Origin of the sequence: Paraburkholderia terrae (assembly GCF_002902925.1) — a bacterium.
Taxonomy (GTDB): domain Bacteria; phylum Pseudomonadota; class Gammaproteobacteria; order Burkholderiales; family Burkholderiaceae; genus Paraburkholderia; species Paraburkholderia terrae.
The window spans coordinates 956,695-974,729 of record NZ_CP026111.1 but is presented as its reverse complement, the minus strand read 5'-3'; the positions used below and the strand labels follow the sequence as shown (position 1 = coordinate 974,729).

Annotated in this window: 18 protein-coding genes; 8 read left to right on the top strand and 10 right to left on the bottom strand. The window is 64.0% G+C overall.

The genetic code is table 11. From position 1 onward, the window contains the following. Positions 1–17: 17 nt before the first annotated feature. From fabG to C2L65_RS04385, 6 genes are all read right to left on the bottom strand, one after another. A complete protein-coding gene (gene fabG, locus C2L65_RS04415) occupies positions 18–767 on the bottom strand; it encodes a 3-oxoacyl-ACP reductase FabG (RefSeq protein WP_009770780.1) in 750 nt (249 codons plus the stop codon). Between the two features lie 66 nt (positions 768–833). Then, the gene (gene fabD, locus C2L65_RS04410; RefSeq protein WP_042306880.1) at positions 834–1,766 is read right to left on the bottom strand and encodes an ACP S-malonyltransferase; all 933 of its coding nucleotides are present in this window, start codon (positions 1,764–1,766) and stop codon (positions 834–836) included. A gap of 95 nt (positions 1,767–1,861) precedes the next feature. Continuing rightward, a complete protein-coding gene (locus C2L65_RS04405) occupies positions 1,862–2,851 on the bottom strand; it encodes a beta-ketoacyl-ACP synthase III (RefSeq protein WP_007741733.1) in 990 nt (329 codons plus the stop codon). Continuing rightward, positions 2,851–3,981: a phosphate acyltransferase PlsX gene (gene plsX / locus C2L65_RS04400; RefSeq protein WP_042306879.1), complete on the bottom strand. Its 1,131-nt coding sequence runs from the start codon at positions 3,979–3,981 to the stop codon at positions 2,851–2,853. The genes C2L65_RS04405 and plsX overlap by 1 nt, the downstream gene beginning before the upstream one ends. 136 nt (positions 3,982–4,117) lie before the next feature. Beyond that, positions 4,118–4,297 (bottom strand): 50S ribosomal protein L32, encoded by a 180-nt coding sequence (rpmF, locus tag C2L65_RS04390; protein WP_007741736.1) that lies wholly within the window; start codon positions 4,295–4,297, stop codon positions 4,118–4,120. 113 nt (positions 4,298–4,410) lie between these two features. Continuing rightward, complete coding sequence (locus tag C2L65_RS04385; protein ID WP_042306876.1) at positions 4,411–5,049, bottom strand: DUF177 domain-containing protein; 639 nt, start codon at positions 5,047–5,049, stop codon at positions 4,411–4,413. 240 nt (positions 5,050–5,289) lie between these two features. Between C2L65_RS04385 and C2L65_RS04380 the strand changes: the two genes are divergently transcribed. Both C2L65_RS04380 and C2L65_RS04375 read left to right on the top strand, forming a co-directional pair. Then, on the top strand, positions 5,290–5,907 hold the full coding sequence (locus C2L65_RS04380) for a Maf-like protein (RefSeq protein WP_042306875.1): 618 nt from the start codon (positions 5,290–5,292) through the stop codon (positions 5,905–5,907). Further along, positions 5,904–6,623, top strand: coding sequence for an SAM-dependent methyltransferase (locus C2L65_RS04375; RefSeq protein WP_042306874.1), 720 nt, complete (start codon positions 5,904–5,906; stop codon positions 6,621–6,623). Before C2L65_RS04380 ends, C2L65_RS04375 begins: the two co-directional genes overlap by 4 nt. A 51-nt stretch (positions 6,624–6,674) precedes the next feature. On the opposite strand, the gene C2L65_RS04370 is transcribed toward C2L65_RS04375, so the two are convergent. From C2L65_RS04370 to C2L65_RS04355, 4 genes are read right to left on the bottom strand one after another with little or no spacing between them, the layout of a single operon-like run. Next, positions 6,675–7,688, bottom strand: coding sequence for a S49 family peptidase (locus C2L65_RS04370; RefSeq protein ID WP_042306873.1), 1,014 nt, complete (start codon positions 7,686–7,688; stop codon positions 6,675–6,677). 47 nt (positions 7,689–7,735) lie between these two features. Further along, on the bottom strand, positions 7,736–8,128 hold the full coding sequence (locus C2L65_RS04365; RefSeq protein WP_042306871.1) for a Rieske (2Fe-2S) protein: 393 nt from the start codon (positions 8,126–8,128) through the stop codon (positions 7,736–7,738). After that, entirely contained in the window at positions 8,125–8,784 is a 660-nt protein-coding gene (locus C2L65_RS04360) for an HAD-IA family hydrolase (RefSeq protein ID WP_042306869.1), read from the bottom strand. Before C2L65_RS04360 ends, C2L65_RS04365 begins: the two co-directional genes overlap by 4 nt. Then, entirely contained in the window at positions 8,777–9,826 is a 1,050-nt protein-coding gene (locus C2L65_RS04355) for an RluA family pseudouridine synthase (protein ID WP_042306867.1), read from the bottom strand. Before C2L65_RS04355 ends, C2L65_RS04360 begins: the two co-directional genes overlap by 8 nt. Before the next feature lie 753 nt (positions 9,827–10,579). Between C2L65_RS04355 and C2L65_RS04350 the strand changes: the two genes are divergently transcribed. From C2L65_RS04350 to C2L65_RS04325, 6 genes are all read left to right on the top strand, one after another. Continuing rightward, positions 10,580–13,894, top strand: a complete 3,315-nt coding sequence (locus C2L65_RS04350) for an Rne/Rng family ribonuclease (RefSeq protein ID WP_042306865.1) — start codon at positions 10,580–10,582, stop codon at positions 13,892–13,894. Positions 13,895–14,056: 162 nt separating this feature from the next. Beyond that, positions 14,057–15,169, top strand: a complete 1,113-nt coding sequence (moaA, locus tag C2L65_RS04345) for a GTP 3',8-cyclase MoaA (RefSeq protein WP_042306863.1) — start codon at positions 14,057–14,059, stop codon at positions 15,167–15,169. Between the two features lie 13 nt (positions 15,170–15,182). After that, positions 15,183–15,797, top strand: coding sequence for a molybdenum cofactor guanylyltransferase MobA (gene mobA, locus C2L65_RS04340; RefSeq protein WP_042306861.1), 615 nt, complete (start codon positions 15,183–15,185; stop codon positions 15,795–15,797). Positions 15,798–15,881: 84 nt separating this feature from the next. Continuing rightward, positions 15,882–17,195 (top strand): molybdopterin molybdotransferase MoeA, encoded by a 1,314-nt coding sequence (moeA, locus tag C2L65_RS04335; RefSeq protein ID WP_042306858.1) that lies wholly within the window; start codon positions 15,882–15,884, stop codon positions 17,193–17,195. Positions 17,196–17,252: 57 nt separating this feature from the next. After that, positions 17,253–17,528 (top strand): hypothetical protein, encoded by a 276-nt coding sequence (locus C2L65_RS04330; protein ID WP_007741774.1) that lies wholly within the window; start codon positions 17,253–17,255, stop codon positions 17,526–17,528. After that, positions 17,528–18,013, top strand: coding sequence for a GNAT family N-acetyltransferase (locus C2L65_RS04325; protein ID WP_042306857.1), 486 nt, complete (start codon positions 17,528–17,530; stop codon positions 18,011–18,013). The genes C2L65_RS04330 and C2L65_RS04325 overlap by 1 nt, the downstream gene beginning before the upstream one ends. The last annotated feature ends 22 nt before the right edge of the window (positions 18,014–18,035 follow it).

Genomic DNA, 18,035 nt, shown 5'->3' with positions numbered 1-18,035 from the left:
ATAGTAACCGAATTCGATTACGACATATACATGCCGCCGTTCACGTGCAACGTCGTGCCGGTGATATAACCGGCCTGCGGCGATGCGAGGAACGTCACGGCGTGTGCGATATCTTCCGGGCTGCCGAGACGGCCGAGCGGAATCTGCGCCTTCAGCGCGGTTTGCTGTTCTTCGGGCAGCGTCTTGGTCATGTCGGTGTCGATGAAACCCGGGGCGACGCAGTTCACCGTGATGCCGCGGCTGCCAATCTCACGAGCGAGCGCACGCGTCATGCCAGCCACACCCGCTTTTGCTGCGGCGTAGTTCACCTGCCCGGGATTGCCCGCCGAACCTACCACCGACGTGATGTTGATGATGCGGCCGCCGCGCGCCTTCATCATCGGGCGCAGCACTGCGCGCGACAGACGGAACACGGACTTCAGGTTCGTGTCGATGACGGCGTCCCAGTCGTCGTCCTTCATGCGCATCGCGAGTTGGTCTTGCGTGATGCCCGCGTTGTTCACCAGCACGTTGAGCACGCCGAATTCCTTCACCGTGCCGTCGATCAGCGCTTCGGCCGCGGCCGCGTCGTTGACGTTGAGCACTGCGCCGCGGCCGTTCAGACCTTCGGCCTTGAACGCTTCCGTGATCGCGTTCGCGCCGCTTTCGCTCGTTGCCGTGCCGATCACCGTCGCGCCCTGACGCGCGAGTTCGATCGCGATTGCGCGGCCGATGCCACGCGAAGCGCCCGTTACGATCGCAATCTGTTTATCGAGAGTCTTTTCCATCGTTGCTTTCCACAGTGCCCTGCACATGCAGGGCTGTTCGATTCTTTGCTGTCTTCAACCAGACGTTCAGGCTGCGACGACTTTTAGCACTTCGTCGAGCGAGGCCGGATCGATGATCGACGCGCCGACCAGATTGCCGTCGATACGCTTGGTCAACCCTGCTAGCACCTTGCCCGGACCGCATTCGATCACGTGCGTGACGCCATGCTTGCCAATCGACTGCACGCATTCGACCCAGCGCACCGCGCCGGCCGCCTGACGTACCAGCGCATCTTTGATGCCAGCCGGCTCGTTGACGATGGCCACATCGACGTTATTGACGACGGGAATGGACGGCACCTGCACGTCGACGCTCGCGAGGTACTCGCGCAGCTGATCCGAAGCGGGCTTGAGCAGCGACGAATGGAACGGCGCGGACACGGGCAGCGGCAGCGCGCGCTTGGCGCCCTTCGCCTTGGCTACTTCGCACGCCTTCTCGACGGCCGCCTTATGACCGGCGATCACGACCTGCGCGGGTGCATTGAAGTTGACGGCTTCGACGACACCCGCCACCGATGCTTCCTTGCACACTTCGCGCACGGTGTCGTCGTCGAGGCCGAGAATCGCGGCCATGCCGCCCTGCCCGACGGGCACCGCGTTCTGCATGGCTTGCGCGCGGAAACGCACGAGCGGCACAGCGTCGCGAAACTTCAGCGCGCCAGCGGCGACCAGCGCCGTGTATTCGCCCAGGCTGTGGCCGGCCACGATTGTAGGCGCAGGACCGCCCGCCGCCTGCCATGCGCGAAAGATCGCGTAAGCAGCCGTCAGCATCACGGGTTGGGTATTGGTGGTGAGGTTCAGGTCTTCGGCCGGCCCTTCGGCGATCAGCTTGCCGAGGTCCTGGTCGAGCGCGTCGGACGCTTCCTGGAGGGTTTCGCGCACGATCGCATTGTCGGCGAACGCGTTGAGCATGCCGACCGACTGCGAGCCCTGCCCTGGAAAAACGAACGCAAATTTCATATCGTCCCCAATTCGATGAGTTCAAATGTGCGTGACGCGCACACGACGTGCGCTGCCACTTGAAGCGGCGCTCCAGGCGCCGCCGCGCGCGGTCGTCAGAAACGGATGACCGACGCGCCCCATGTAAAGCCGCCGCCGACGCCTTCGATCAGCACGTTATGACCGCGCTGGATGCGTCCGTCGCGAACGGCAACGTCGAGCGCGAGCGGAATCGACGCTGCCGACGTATTGCCGTGCTCATGCACGGTGACGACCATCCGCTCCTGCGGCAGGCCGAGCTTGCGGCACGTGCTCTGCATGATGCGGATATTGGCCTGGTGCGGAATCAGCCAGTCCACCTGCTCGGGCTTGAGATCCGCCTTCTGCAGCGCTTCGACCGCGACTTTCTCGAGCACGTTGACGGCGAGCTTGAAGACCGCCTGACCATCCATGTGCAGGAACGCACTGCCTTGCACGATGCCGCCGTTCACATTGCCCGGCGTGCAAAGGATGTTCGAATGGCTGCCGTCAGCGTGCAGCGCGTTCGACAGCACGCCCGGCTCGTCCGACGCCTGCAGCACGACTGCACCTGCGCCGTCGCCGAACAGCACACAGGTAGTACGGTCGTTGAAATCGAGGATGCGCGAGAACGTTTCAGCACCGACCACCAGCGCAGTACGATGTTGCCCGCTTCGGATGAAACTGTCAGCCGTCGCAACGGCATAGGCAAAACCTGAGCACACGGCCTGCACATCGAAGGCAGCGCCATGATTCTTGATGCCCAGCTTGTTCTGCAGCAGACATGCCGTGCTCGGAAACACGAAGTCCGGCGTTGACGTGGCGACGATGATGAGGTCGATGGATTGCGGATCGACGTCGGCCGCTTCGATCGCGCGTTGCGACGCGAACAGCGCGAGGTCGCTGGTAGTGACATCAGGTTCGGCGAAATGACGCGCATGGATGCCCGTGCGGGCCACGATCCATTCGTCGCTCGTCTCGACGCCTTGCTTTGCGAGACGATCAGCCAGTTCCTGATTGGAAACGCGGTTGGGCGGCAGATAGCTGCCCGTGCCCAGCACGCGGGAATAGGTAGTGGATTGAGCCATTATGTCTTCGAGGATTGTGCGCTGTAGGGCTCGGCCGGCTGTCCGGACACCGGACCCGCGATCGGGCTCGCCATCTGGCTCGCGGAACCCGCGCCCCCGGCCTCGTGCTTCGCTTGTTCGAGGGAACCCGCGTTCTCCTCCATCGCGCGGGCAAGACGTTCGAGAACGCCATTTTTGACCGCATCATACCCGCGTTTGATGGCCCACTCAAACGCGTAGGCGTCAGCCGAGCCGTGGCTCTTGATCACGAGCCCGCGCAGGCCGAGCAGCGCTGCGCCGTTGTATTGCCTGTGATCGACGCGTTTCTTGAAACGCAGCAGCACGGGCAGCGCCAGCACCGCCATCACCTTGGTCAGCCACGAACGGCCGAATTCTTCCTTGATGATGTCGGACAGCATCTGCGCGAGCCCTTCGGACGTCTTCAGCGCAACGTTACCCACAAAGCCATCGCAGACGATCACGTCGACGGTGCCTTTGTAGATATCGTTGCCTTCCACGTTGCCGCGGAAATTAAGCGTACTGCTACGCAGCAGTTCGCCCGCACGTTTGATCGTTTCGTTGCCCTTGATGACCTCTTCGCCGATATTCAGGAGCCCGATGCTCGGACGCTCCTTGCCTTCGACGGCTGAAACCAGCGCGTGCCCCATCTCCGCGAACTGCAGCAGATGCTGCGGCTCGCAATCGACGTTCGCGCCGAGGTCGAGCATCGTCGTGTAGCCGGTGGGATTGGGCAAGGCAAACGCGATCGCCGGACGTTCGATGCCCGGGAGCGTTTTAAGGACATAACGGGAAACGGCCATCAGCGCGCCGGTGTTGCCGGCGGAGACGCAAGCCTGCGCCTGGTCGTCCTTGACGCGGTTGAGCGCCACGCGCATCGACGAGTCTTTCTTCTTGCGAAGCGCGACTTCGACGGGATCGTCCATGGCGACGATCTCGGACGCGGGTACAACCGTGAGTGCCGGATTGTCGGACGCCTTCAGCTTCTTCAGCTGAGCACGAATCGCGCTTTCGATGCCGACGAGCATCAGGTGCGCATCGGGGTGCGAGCGAACGAAGTTGACGGCAGCGGGAACGGTCACGGACGGGCCGTGGTCGCCTCCCATGCAATCTATCGTGAGCTTTACAGTCATGGAATGCGACGAATTTCAGGCACAAAAAAGCGGCAGTTGAATGCCGCCTTTTTGATGAACCGGGAAAATGTCAAGCGAGCCGATCGCCACGCGAAATACCAATGGGTCAGACCCAAAGGAGCGCGATGCTGGGCGATTAGTCGTTCTTCGTCTTGACGACTTTCTTGCCGCGATAGTAGCCGTTCGGGCTGACGTGGTGACGCAGATGCACTTCGCCCGTGCTCGGCTCAACAGCCAGCGGCGCTGCGTTGAGGAAATCGTGCGAGCGGTGCATGCCGCGCTTCGACGGCGACTTCTTGTTTTGTTGAACTGCCATGATAACTCCTGAAAATTTTCCGAATTCTAACACAGCCCGGCACGGCAACCGCCATAGGCCACGTGGCTAAACCATCGTGCCCGGCGCGCCCTGTCGCGCTCCCATGCAACTGTTCAGTGCTTCTTGTCGCCGGATTCGCCCGATTTCAGGCCTTCGAGCGCCGCAAAAGGATTCGGCCGCTTGGGTTCTTCACCCTCTTCAGCTTCTCCCTTGACGGTCTCTTCGCCTTCCAGCCCGCTAGCGCCCGAGCTGAGACTCTCGTGTACTTCGGGACAGGCATCGTGCTTCGGCACGAGCGGCAACGAAAGCAGCAATTCCTCTTCGATCAAGTCGACAAGATCGAACTGGCGTGACCCAACGATCACATCGACTTCATCCTCGTCCAGAGGAAACTCTTCAGCTTCCTCTTCCGTATTGACGATCCGGTAAGTCGCATCGACGTTGAATGCCTGCTCGTACGGAGACAGGCAACGCTGACATTCGAGCCATGCGGCGCCGTGAATCGCGAGCCTCAGATACGGCTGCGGACCCTCGGTGCCGTCGTCCTGCAATTCCGGCTGCGTCGCCCCTTCGGCTTGCCAGGTGAACGCGGTGTCGCGGTCTGGCGCTTCCTGCGGGACTTCGTTTAACATGCGCGGCAGTTGCGAGACGCGCACGGTACCCGCGGCCTGACGTCCACTACGGGCAAATTCGAACAGGTCGAATGCACGCGGGTCGACGAGACCAGCAGGTTTGCCAGGATGTTGAGTCATGTGCGCTCCTGCGTCGGCAAGGATTTCAGCCGGGTAAGTCGTTATGCGTTGATTTGCTGGCGAGGAAGACGGCTGGAAGGCCCATCCGGTGCGCCATTCGGCAAAGCATACCGATGAAAAGCCCAAAATCATATCCGTTTTGTCTTTTCGAGTCAAACACTTAAGGCCACTCGCGCGAACGCGTTCGCGCCCCGCCTTTTCACCTTCAGTTTTACCTACAGATCAAGGTTCTTTTCCAGCATGCCTGATTCCTCCAAACGCCCGCCCCGCCTGATTCTGGCGTCGAGTTCGCCGTATCGGCGCGAACTGCTCGAACGGTTGCGCATTCCGTTCGACGTCGCCGTGCCCGCTATCGACGAAACACCGCGCGCGGGCGAATCGCCGGAAGCGACCGCATTGCGCCTCGCGCAGGCGAAAGCGCGCGCCGTCGCGTCCGGGCTTACCGCCGGTGAGCAAGCGCTCGTGATCGGCTCGGATCAGGTCGCGACCTACGATGGCCATCAGATCGGCAAGCCCGGTACGCACGAAAAAGCGCTGGCGCAACTGCAAGGCATGCGCGGCCGCGAGGTGCTTTTTCACAGCGCGCTGTGCCTGTTCGACAGCCGTCCGGGCGATGCGCAAACCGTCGACGTGGTCACGCGCGTACGCTTTCGCGATCTGCCCGACGCCGCGCTCGACGCCTATCTGCGCGCCGAGGCACCATACGACTGCGCGGGCAGCGCAAAAGCGGAAGGCCTCGGTATTGCACTACTGGACGCGATCGAATCCGACGATCCCACCGCGCTGATCGGCCTGCCGCTGATCGCGCTCACGCGCATGCTGCTCGCTGCCGGCTATCCGCTTCTGGAGGTGCGATGAGCGGCGTTCTCTATCTGATCCCGAACACGCTCGGCGATGGTGACGCCGCCGCGCTGGACGATGTCCTGCCCGCGCCCGTTCGCGCTCGCGCGGCCGCCCTGCACTATTACATAGGCGAAAACGCCAAAACCACGCGCGCATTCCTGAAGAAAGTCGGCACGGAACGACCCATCCAGGAAATCGAGATTCGCGAACTGAACGTCAATACGCCGGCGGGCGAAATCGACAAATTGCTGGCGCCCGTCCTTGCGGGGACGGATGCCGGGCTCGTGTCCGAGGCGGGCTGCCCGGCCGTCGCCGATCCGGGCGCGCTGCTCGTGCGGCGCGCGCATGAGCGCGGCGTGAAGGTTGTGCCGTTTGTCGGGCCGAGTTCGATCCTGCTCGCGCTGATGGCGTCGGGATTGAACGGCCAGAGTTTCGCGTTTCACGGCTACTTGCCCGTCGACGCGAACGAGCGCGCGAAACGCCTGCGGGACCTCGAGCAGCAGTCGCGCAAAGGCAAGCAGACGCAGATTTTCATCGAGACGCCCTACCGGAATCGCGCCTTGCTCGACACGCTGATCGCGACCTGTGCGCCGTCGACGCTGGTGTGCGTCGCCGTCGATCTGACGCTGGAAAGTGAAACTATCGTGAGCCGGACGGTTGCCGACTGGAAGAAGAAGCCGGGGCTGGATCTCCACAAGCGCCCAGCGATCTTTCTGATTCTGGCGGCCTGAGCCTGGGAAAGCGGTGGCCTACCGGGTCCGGGGCCACCGCCCGATAACGCCTTATCGCAGATTCAACCTGCCGATTGCCGCCATCGCATGCACGGCGCCGTTACCGACGGCCGCGCCAAACTTGCGAGCAACGCGGTCGGTGATGCTCTCCTTCACCGTGTAGTCCACCACATCGGGCGCCTTGATGATTTCGCGCGCGACGTAATCTGTATCGCCGAAGCCGTCCGCGAGGCCCAGCTCGACGCTCTTTTCGCCCGTCCAGAAAAGACCGGAGAAGATATCCGGCGAGTCCTGAAGGCGCTTGCCGCGCCCCTGCTTGACAGCATCAATGAACTGCGCGTGGATCTCATCCAGCATCGCTTGCGCATGTTGATCCATCTTCGGCGTATCGGGCGAGAACGGATCGTAAAAGCCCTTGTTCTCACCCGAAGTGCGCATCCTGCGTTGAATGCCCAGCTTGTCCATCAAGCCAGTGAAACCGAAGCCGTCCATCAGCACGCCAATCGAGCCGACGATGCTCGCCTTGTCCACATAAATCTTGTCGGCGGCCGCCGCAGCGTAATAGCCACCCGACGCGCACATGTCGCTCACAACGACGTAAAGCGGAATAGACGGATATTTCGCGCGCAATCGACGGATTTCGCGGTAGATGATCCCAGCCTGAACAGGACTGCCGCCCGGGCTGTTGCAACGCAGGACCACGCCCGCCGTGCCCGCGTCGTCGAATGCACTCGCTAGCGCCGCGTCGACATCTTCCGCGTTCGCGTTCGTATCGGATGAGATCTCGCCTTCAAGTGTCACGAGTGCCGTATGGCGGCCAGTGGTGGTCGCGACCTTCTCTCCGCTGAGATCCAGCACAGCCCACGCAACCAGGACCAGCACGCCAAGGAACAGGAAGCGAAAAAAGATGCGCCAGCGTCGCGCCGCGCGTTGCTCGTTTACGGCCGCCAGCGCAATCCGTTCGAGCGCGGCGCGCTCCCAGTTCGGCTCGTCGGCGGGCACCCGGCGCGGCTCTCGGCTCGTTGCGGCCGGTTCGTTCGGATCGGGAGTCAAATTATCGGACATGCGTTGCCGCCGGAGAAAACGAGGTTTCGGGAAAAGATGCTGGGAAATCAGGCAGATGCTGGACGAAGATCGGCGTCCGGAAGCCAGAACACTGTGCGCCCTTCGGGCGTGTCGCGCTCGTCGACGCGTACCGGGCGAAGCCTGCCGCCGCGGCACGGACCGCCGACGCATTTGCCCGTATCCGGCGCGTAAATCGCGCCATGCGTCGCGCACATCAAGTATAAGCCGGACGATTCGAAGAACTGTCCTTCGTTCCAGTCCAGCTCCATTGGCACGTGCGCGCAGCGGTTCAGATAGCCATACGCCACGCCGTCATAGCGGACGAAGAACACGACGGCGTCGCCGCCCGCGAATGTCGCGTCGCGGCGCACGCCCGCGCCGCCGTCGACGAGTTCTTCGGATGCGCAAATGCGCACCGCCTCGTGCGCGACGTCCGTCATGCGTACTCCCGCAGCCAGCCCGACAGCGACGCGATGCTGTCCGCGACGAATTTCGGCTCCAGCGCCGTCAACGAATCCGCAGGATGCGCGCCGTATGTGACGCCAATTCCCGACACGCCCGCATTAATCGCCATTTGAAGATCGTGTGTGGTGTCGCCGATCATCACCGTGCGCACGGGATCCTGCCCCAGTTCGCGTGTCAGTTCCTGCAGCATGGCCGGATGCGGTTTCGAGAACGTTTCATCGGCGCAGCGCGTGCCGTCGAAAAGACTCGTGAGCCGAACCTGATCGAGCGCACGGTTCAGCCCGACACGGCTCTTCCCCGTCGCGATCGCGAGCAGATAGCCTTGATCACGCAGATCCGCGAGCATCTCGCGCACACCCGAAAACAGCTCGGTCGTCTGATCCTTCACCAGATAGTGGAAACGATAGCGCTCGGCGAGGCGCGGGTAGTCGGATGGATCGAGCGTCGGCGCGGCGATCTGCAGCGCGTCGCGCAAACCCAGGCCGATCACGAAGCTCGCGGCCTCGTCAGCCGGCACGGGCAGCCCGAGGTCGCGGCAGGCCGCCTGAATGCTGCGCGTGATGTGGACGGTCGAGTCCATCAACGTGCCGTCCCAATCGAAGACGATCAGGTCAAATTGCTCTCTAGCCATGCGTTTTCGTCTCGGTTTGTGATTGTTCGTGCGTTCCTGCGCCCGCCGTCCCCGCAAGTTGCGCGATGAACCGCTTGCAGTCTGCCGGCAACGGCGCTTCGAACTGTAACGTGTCGCCCGTCGCCGGATGCGTCAGCTTAAGCCGGTAAGCGTGCAAAAACATCCGTTTGAGCCCCGGCTGCGCATTTGCGCGCGCAAGCGCCTTATTCAGCGCGAAATCGCCGTATTTGGCGTCGCCGATGATCGGCAGCCCCAGATGCGCCAGATGGACACGAATCTGATGGGTCCGACCCGTTTTCAGTTCCGCTTCGAGCAGCGCGTAACCGGGCCAACGATCGACGAGATTGAAAATGGTGTGCGATGGCAGCCCGTCCGGCTGCACGCGCACACGCCGCTCGCCATCCGGCAGCAGATATTTGTGCAGCGGCTCCTTCACGGCCCTCCGGCGGCCCCAGTCGCTCGCCCATTCGCCATGCACGCACGCGTAGTAACGCTTGTCCATCCGGTTCTCGCGAATCTGCTCATGCAGATTCACGAGCGCCGCGCGCTTTTTCGCGAGCATCAGCACGCCCGACGTCTCGCGGTCCAGCCGATGCACCAGTTCCAGAAACTTCGCCTGCGGACGGGCCGCCCGCAACTGCTCGATCACGCCGAACGCGACCCCGCTGCCGCCATGCACGGCGACGCCGGCCGGTTTGTCGATCACGAGCATATGCTCGTCTTCGAACAGGATCTCGAAATGCGCGGACGGCACGGGCGCATGCACCGCCTCGTCCGCCTTCGCGACGCGAATGGGCGGCACGCGCACCAGATCGCCGAACGCGAGACGGTACTGCGCGTCCACGCGGCCCTTGTTCACGCGCACCTCGCCGCTGCGCAGAATCCGATAAATATGACTTTTCGGCACGCCCTTACAGACGCGCAACAGGAAGTTGTCGATCCGCTGACCGGCCGCGCTGTCGTCGATTTCGATCATCGACACCTGATCGCTTGCGACGGCGCTTGTCACCGATTTCTGGGATATTTTGCCTAACTCTTTCATTCTGAATATAATTTGCCCAGCAGTCTGCGGTGGCCGACTATATAGGATCGGCGCCTTAAACCGAATCGCGGGTGGATTGCGCAGGTGCAAGCGATAAAACGTCATTTTACTTGCGCCGGGGGCTGGTTGCTCGCCCTGAAAATGAGATGCAACAAGTTGCACGCACGATGCACGACACGGCAGGGACGGCGCCCACAGGCACGTTCGGTCACAGTCGGCACCGTCGGTAACGGAATTTTGGTCAAAAAGAATTTGACTGGCGAGCTTCGGCAAGGGCTGCTTTCATGTCCCTTAAGCGCGAAGCGGCCGGTGGCGAAAATACGGCGTGCGCCCGAGTCGTCCTGCGGAGAGTGCAGGACATGGCGACGTCAAAATGAGGCGAGACACCCCGAGCGGGACAGGCACGCGCAGTGAGCGAGCCTGCCCGCTGCGGCAAGACCGCAGCCTTCGAACGTGTCCGGACGCGCGCCCAACTGGCGCGCCGGCGCACGTGGACGAAGGCTTATGCTAGTCGGCTGCCAGGACCCGCGGCGTGTCGGGCCATTATTTGAAGCCGTGTTCGCATGTGCCCTGCGGCTGCGCGTCCATTTATTGGAGACGGCGCCCATATCAGGCAATTCTCCCGCCATCTTTCCCGCTCCAGCGTGCTTGTGAAAACACAATAAGGCGCGGCATGCCGCTGCCCAAGCCGTCGGCCGGGTTCGTTCCCGTGCGCCGTCGGCTGGACAGGCAGAGCCGCTCTGGAGCCGTTCAATGAAACGCATGTTGTTTAATGCGACGCAGCAGGAAGAACTGCGCGTCGCCATCGTCGATGGGCAAAAACTCATCGATATCGACATCGAAACCGCCGGCCGCGAACAGCGCAAAGGCAATATCTACAAGGGCATCATTACCCGCATCGAGCCGTCGCTCGAAGCCTGTTTCGTCAACTACGGCGAAGACCGCCATGGTTTTCTCCCGTTCAAGGAAGTCGCCCGCCAGTACTTCCGCGAAGGCATCGACATGCGCTCGGCGCGCATCCAGGACGCCCTCAAGGAAGGCCAGGAACTGATCGTTCAGGTCGAGAAGGAAGAACGCGGCAACAAGGGCGCAGCCCTCACCACGTTCATCTCGCTCGCCGGCCGTTACCTCGTGCTGATGCCGAACAATCCGCGCGGCGGCGGCGTGTCGCGCCGGATCGAAGGCGACGACCGCCAGGAACTGCGCGAAACGATGTCCCAACTGCAACTGCCCGAAGGCATGAGCATCATCGCGCGCACGGCGGGTATCGGCCGTAGCGCGGAAGAGCTGCAGTGGGACCTGAACTACCTGATGCAGCTGTGGCGCGCGATCGAAGCCGCGTCGCAAAGCGGCTCGCAAGGTCAGCCGATGCTGATCTATCTCGAATCGAGCCTCGTGATCCGCGCGATTCGCGACTACTTCCAGCCGGACATCGGCGAAATTCTGATCGACACCACGGAAATCCATGACCAGGCACGCGCCTTCATGGACATCGTGATGCCGGACAATGTCAACAAGGTGAAGCGGTATCACGACGACGTGCCGCTTTTCTCGCGTTTCCAGATCGAACACCAGATCGAAACGGCGTACTCGCGCACGGTGCCGCTGCCGTCGGGCGGCGCGATCGTGATCGACCACACGGAAGCGCTCGTCGCGATCGACGTGAACTCGGCGCGCGCCACCAAGGGCGCCGACATCGAGGAAACGGCCACGCGCACGAACCTCGAAGCGGCCGACGAAGTCGCGCGCCAGTTGCGCCTGCGCGACCTGGGCGGCCTGATCGTGATCGACTTCATCGACATGGAGTCGGCCAAGAGCCAGCGCGAAGTCGAGCAGCGCCTGAAAGACGCGCTCAAGCACGACCGCGCGCGCGTCCAGATGGGCAAGATCTCGCGCTTCGGCCTGATGGAACTGTCGCGCCAGCGTCTGCGTCCGGCGCTGTCGGAAGGCAGCCACGTGACCTGCCCGCGCTGTAACGGCACGGGCCACATCCGCGATACCGAATCGTCCGCGCTGCAAGTGCTGCGGATCATTCAGGAAGAAGCGATGAAGGAAAACACCGCGGCGATCCACTGCCAGGTGCCCGTCGAAGTCACGGCCTTCCTGCTCAACGAAAAGCGCTCGGAAATCAACAAGATCGAGTCGCGCTTCAAGGTCAACGTCGTGCTGGTGCCGAACAAGCACCTCGACACGCCGCACTACAAGCTCGAGCGTCTGCGTCACGACGACGCGCGCCTCGACGATCCGCGCGCGTCGTGGAAGATGGCCGAAGAAGCAGCGCGCGAACTGGAATCGGAAACGGGATACAGCAAGCGCGCCGAAGAGGTGAAGCCGAAGCAGGAAGCGGCCGTCAAGGGCATCACGCCTGAAAAGCCGGCGCCGAGCGCGCCCGTGCGCACGCCCGCTCCCGCTGCCGCTACCGTTGAAGTCAAGCCTGCGACGGGCGGTTTCATCGGCTGGCTGAAGGGTCTGTTCGGTGTGCAACCGGCGGCTCCCGCTCCCGCGCCCGCTCCTGTCGAGAAGACGGCGAAGCCCGCACGCGGCGAACGCACCGAGCGTGGTGAGCGCACGGGCGAGCGCGGCGGCGATCGCAACCGCAACCGTCGCAACGGCGCAGGTGGCCGCGATGCGGCAGGCCGTGGCGAAGGCGCGGCAACGCAAGGCCGTCAGGGTCAACCGTCGCAGCGCGGCGAACGTCAGGAACGCGAACCGCGTGAAGCACGTGAACCGCGTGGCGGCCGCGAGCCGCGCGAAGGCCGCGAGCCTCGTGAGGCACGCGAACCGCGCGAGGTACGTCCGGAGCGCGTCGAACGCGGTCAGGAGCGTGCGGAACGCGCAGAAACCGCTGAGGCAACGCGCGGCGAGCGCCAGGATCGGGCGGACCGTGGCGAGCGCCGTGAGCGTGGCGAACGCGCCGAACGTGGCGAGCGTCGCAAGCAGCAGCCCGAAGCAGCCGACGCGCTGAGCCAGAACGACGCTCAGGCCGATGTCGCCGCACAGGCGCAAGCGAATCTGATGGGCGGCGCTGCTCCCATCGACGACGCGCGTGATGGCGAAGAGCGTCGTCGTCGCCGTCGCGGCCGCCGTGGTGGCCGTCGCGAGCGTGACGAGGAAGGCGTGAACGTGAACACGGCCGCCGATGTCGCGGAAGCGGAAGGTGAAACGGCTGTGGCAGCATCGGCGGAAACGCCCGTGCGCGCGCCGGAACACACGGGCCGTCACGAAGCGCAGCCGCAAGCGGTCGAAGCTGTTCAGCAACACCCGGCACAGGAAGTGAAGCCGGTCGAGGTCGTCGTGGCAGCCGTCGCGACGGGCGCCGCCGTGGTCAGCGAGTTGCATGCATCGGCTGAAACGCCGGCGCTGGCTGTCGAAAAGGCTGCGAAGGCGGAAGCCGTCGTGCCCGCCGACGAAGCGCCTGTTGCGACGCACACGGAAGCAGCCGTCGAAGAGCCGGTCGCTGTCGAGCCGCAAGCGGTTGCGCCTGTCGCAACGGTGCAAGCTCCCGTTGAAGTGCCCGCGCCGGTTGAGACGGTAGCGGCAGCACCCGTCGCCGAAGCGCCTGTCGTTGCCGAGCCTGTAGCCGAGCCGGTTGCAGCGGCTCCGGCCCCGGCAGCGCCTGCGGAAGCAGCGCAGCCGGTTGTCGAAGCACCCGTTGCAACCCAGCCCGTCGTCGAGCCGGTGGTTCAGGCCGCCGCCGAGCCGGTCGTTCAGCCGGTCGCGGAACCCGTCGCGGATGTCGCGCAAGCGCAACCCGCAGCGGAACCGGCCGTAACGGAAGCCGTAACGGAACCCGCAACGCAAGCCGCGCCGATCGCCGCAGCAGCCGAGCCGCAACCCGTTCGCACGAACGGCGCTTCGGCCGGCCGTCAGTCGACGCAAGGCCTCGAGACGATGCTGGAAAGCGCCGGCCTCGTCTGGGTCAACACCGACTCGGACAAGCTGCGCGTCGCGCAGGAAGCCGCCGCGCAGGCGGTGAAGCCCGCACGCGCGCCGCGCGAGCGCAAGCCGCTTCCGGCCGCCGACACGACTCCGATGCAACAGGTCGAAACGGCAAAGCAGCCGCAGTAAGCGGTCGCTAACTTAGCCCGGCGGCAACGCCGGGCAACCCGAAAAGCCCGCCTTCAAGGCGGGCTTTTTGTTGTCCCTCACCTGACAGCACCGCGCGTTCGCCCTACTGTGACGGACAGGGCCTTCCGCTAGAATGAAGTCTGATATCCCAAATATGTCATCATGTCCCGACGCATCATTCCTGTTGCCGACGTCAGCGCCGTTCCCGACGTCGCCGGTCCCATCCGGACCCCGCGCGGCGAGCTGACCGATACGCTGTCGCGCCCGCTGCGCGACCTGCGCATTTCGGTCACCGACCGTTGCAACTTCCGGTGCGTCTACTGCATGCCACGCGCAGTGTTCGACAAGGACTATTCGTTCCTGCCGCACAGCGCGCTGCTGACTTTCGAGGAAATCGAGCGGATCGCGACGATTTTCGTCGCGCATGGCGTCGAGAAAATCCGTCTGACGGGCGGCGAGCCGCTGTTGCGCAAGAACCTCGAATTCCTGATCGAACGGCTCGCGCGCATGACGACGGCCGCGGGCAAGCCGCTCGACCTGACGCTCACCACCAACGGTTCGCTGCTCGCGCGCAAGGCGCGCAGCCTGAAAGACGCAGGCCTGAGCCGCGTGACCGTCAGCCTCGACGCGCTCGACGATGCGTTGTTTCGCCGCATGAACGACGCCGATTTCGCGGTGCGCGACGTGCTCGACGGCATCGAAGTTGCGCAGTCGGTCGGTCTTGCGCCGCTGAAGGTCAACATGGTCGTCAAGCGCGGCACGAACGACAGCGAAATCGTGCCGATGGCGCGGCATTTCCGCGACTCGGGCGTGGTGCTGCGCTTCATCGAATACATGGACGTCGGCACGTCGAATGGCTGGAACATGACGGAAGTGCTGCCGTCGGCGGACGTGGTCGCGCGCATTAGCGAGCACTTTCCGCTGCTGCCGCTCGAAGCGCACAGCGCCGCCGAAACCGCGCAGCGCTGGGGCTACGCGGACGGCAGCGGCGAGATCGGCGTGATTTCCAGCGTGACGCGCGCGTTCTGCGGCGACTGCACGCGCGCGCGGCTGTCGACAGAAGGCAAGGTGTATCTTTGCCTGTTCGCTTCGTCGGGCCACGATCTGCGCGCGCTAGTACGCAACGGCACGAGCGATGCAGGCATCGCCACCGCGATCGCCAACATCTGGCACGCGCGCGGCGACCGCTACTCGCAACTGCGTGGCAGCGCGAACGCGGCATCGACGACGACGCGCGAAGAACGGCGCGTCGAGATGTCGTACATCGGCGGCTGAGCCGGTCTTTCCAATGAGCATCACGCGCGACGAGATCACCGGCCTGCTGCTCGCAGGCGGACGCGGCATGCGCATGGGCGGCGTCGACAAAGGCCTGCAGATGTTGCACGGCGAACCGCTCGCGCTCCACGTGATGCGGCGTCTCGCGCCGCAGGCCGGGCCGCTTCTGATCAGCGCGAACCGTCACACGGCACGCTACGCGGAACTGGGCGAGCCGTTTCACGCAACCGTCATCTCCGACACGCTGCCTGATTTTCCCGGTCCGCTCGCCGGTCTCCTCGCCGGTTTGCGCGCAGCGCGTACACCGTTCGTGCTGTCGGCACCCTGCGACACGCCAGGCTTTCCGGCTGATCTCGCCGAGCGCCTCGCAACCGCGCTCGATGCGCGTGACTCCGGCATCGCAACCGTCACGACCACGGACGCCCAGGGCGACACGTCGATTCACCCCGTTTTCGCGCTCGTGCGCACGTCGCTGGCCGACGATCTCGAAGGCTTTCTGCAGGCGGGAGAGCGCAAGGTTCGCACGTGGTACGCACGCCACAGGGCGGTCGAAGTCGCCTTTCCGGACGAGCGCACGTTTTACAATATCAATTCACTGCAGGAACTCGCCGACCTCGAACGCGGTTGACCGGGTTTAACATTAGCAGCGCCATTTGCCGCGATTGCCGCCCGGCCGCCGCCGCACCGCATCCCGTCGCGACGCTCCCCTTTCATGACCACGCTGAACGAAACTTCGAGTTGCGTCGCACAGTACGACGCTCAAGCCATGCCGGTGTCCGCCGTACAGGCGATCGTGCGCGAGTGGGCGACACCCGTGACGACCGTCGAGCGCGTCCATCTGCGTGACGCGCTGAACCGCGTGCTGGCGCAGGACATCGTGTCGCCCATCGACGTGCCCGCGCACGACAACTCCGCGATGGACGGCTACGCGTTTGCAGGCGCGGCGCTCGCAGTTCAAACGGGCGTACCTGGTGAAAAGCGTGAGCTGACGCTGAGCGTGGCGGGCAAGGCCTTCGCGGGGCATCCGTTCGCGGGAAGCATCGAGCGCACGCAATGCGTTCGCGTGATGACGGGCGCGACGATGCCCGCTGGCTGCGACACCGTCGTGCCGCAGGAAGCCGTCACGCGCGACGGCGACACCATCCGCTTTCCGGCTGCGCAATTACGCACGGGCGCGAACCGGCGCCTCGCGGGCGAAGACCTTGCGCAGGGCGCGGTCGCGCTGAAGGCGGGCCGAATCGTGCGCGCGTCGGACCTCGGGCTGCTCGCGTCACTGGGCATTGGCGAGGTGTCCGTGCGCCGCCGTCTGCGTGTCGCATTCTTTTCGACGGGCGACGAGCTGCGCTCGATCGGCCAGCCGCTCGATCCGGGCTGCGTCTATGACAGCAACCGCTATACGCTGTTCGCGATGCTCAAGCGACTCGACGTCGATCCCATCGACCTCGGCGTGGTCCGCGACGAACCCGCCGCGCTTGAAGAAGCACTGCGAACGGCTGCATCGAGCGCGGATGTCGTGATAACCTCCGGCGGCGTTTCCGTGGGCGAAGCCGATCTGACGAAGCAAATGCTGCGCATGCTCGGCGACGTCGCGCACTGGAGTCTCGCGATGCGCCCGGGCCGGCCGCTGGCGTTCGGGCGTATCTGGTCGGGCGGCAAGCCCGGCGCGGGCAAACCGGCAATCTTTTTCGGTCTGCCGGGCAACCCCGTCGCGGTGATGGCGGCGTTCTACCAGATCGTGCGCGAAGTGCTGCTGCGGATGTCCGGCGCGACGACGCATCCTGTGCCGCTGATCCGCGCAGCGTGCGTCGACACGATCCGCAAACGGCCGGGCCGCACCGAATTCCAGCGCGGCATCGCGCAGCGCGACGCGCAAGGCGCATGGCGCGTCACGCCGACGGGCTCGCAAGGCTCCGGCGTGCTCAGTTCGATGAGCGAAGCAAATTGCTTCATCGTGCTCGCCCACGACCAGGGCGATCTCGATCCGGGCGACGCCGTCGACATCATGCTGTTCGACGGCCTCATCTGACCACACGAGGCTGGCAGGTTTTTACGCAATCCACTACGACATACGGGTTTGACTTACATGAAAAAACAGATCTCGTTCATTGCACCGGGGCAAACGGCAAAGGCATTGATCCTCGTGTATCTGACGTTCAGTGTGCCTATCGTGCTGCTCGGCGTGCTGGTCGCCTTCATCCGTTACGGGTCCGTGGAACTGAGCACCGTGTTCAGCGCGCTGCTGCTCAACGCGATTCTGGGCTTCATCCTGCTGTGGATTGCATGCCACGCGTACAACTGGGTGGCCTCGCGCTTCGGCGGCATCGAGATCCAGTTGAGCGACGTGCCGGAGGAAGCGTAATGTCCGCGACGATCCGCGCGGCCACGCGTGAAGACGTCGGCACGATGCTCGCGCTGATGTACGAGCTGGCCGAGTTCGAGAAGCTCACACATCTGTTCATCGCGACGGAAGACGGCCTGCGCGACGCGCTGTTCGGCGCGCGTCCCTCGGCGGAAGCGATCGTCGCGGAGCGCGACGGCAAGATGATCAGCTACGCGCTGTTCTTCCACAACTACTCGACGTTCCTCGGACGGCGCGGCCTGTATCTCGAAGACCTGTACGTGCAGCCGACCGAGCGCGGCACGGGGCTCGGGTCGAAGATGTTGCGCTATCTGGCTGCGTTGGCTGTCGAGCGGCAGTGCGGCCGCTTCGAATGGTCGGTGCTGGACTGGAATCAGCCTGCCATCGATTTTTATCAGAAGATGGGCGCGACCGTGTTGCCGGACTGGCGCGTCGTGCGCATTACGGGCGACGCGCTCGATCAACTGGCGGCAAGCGCGGACTGACTTGCGCACACGCCCGGCGGGC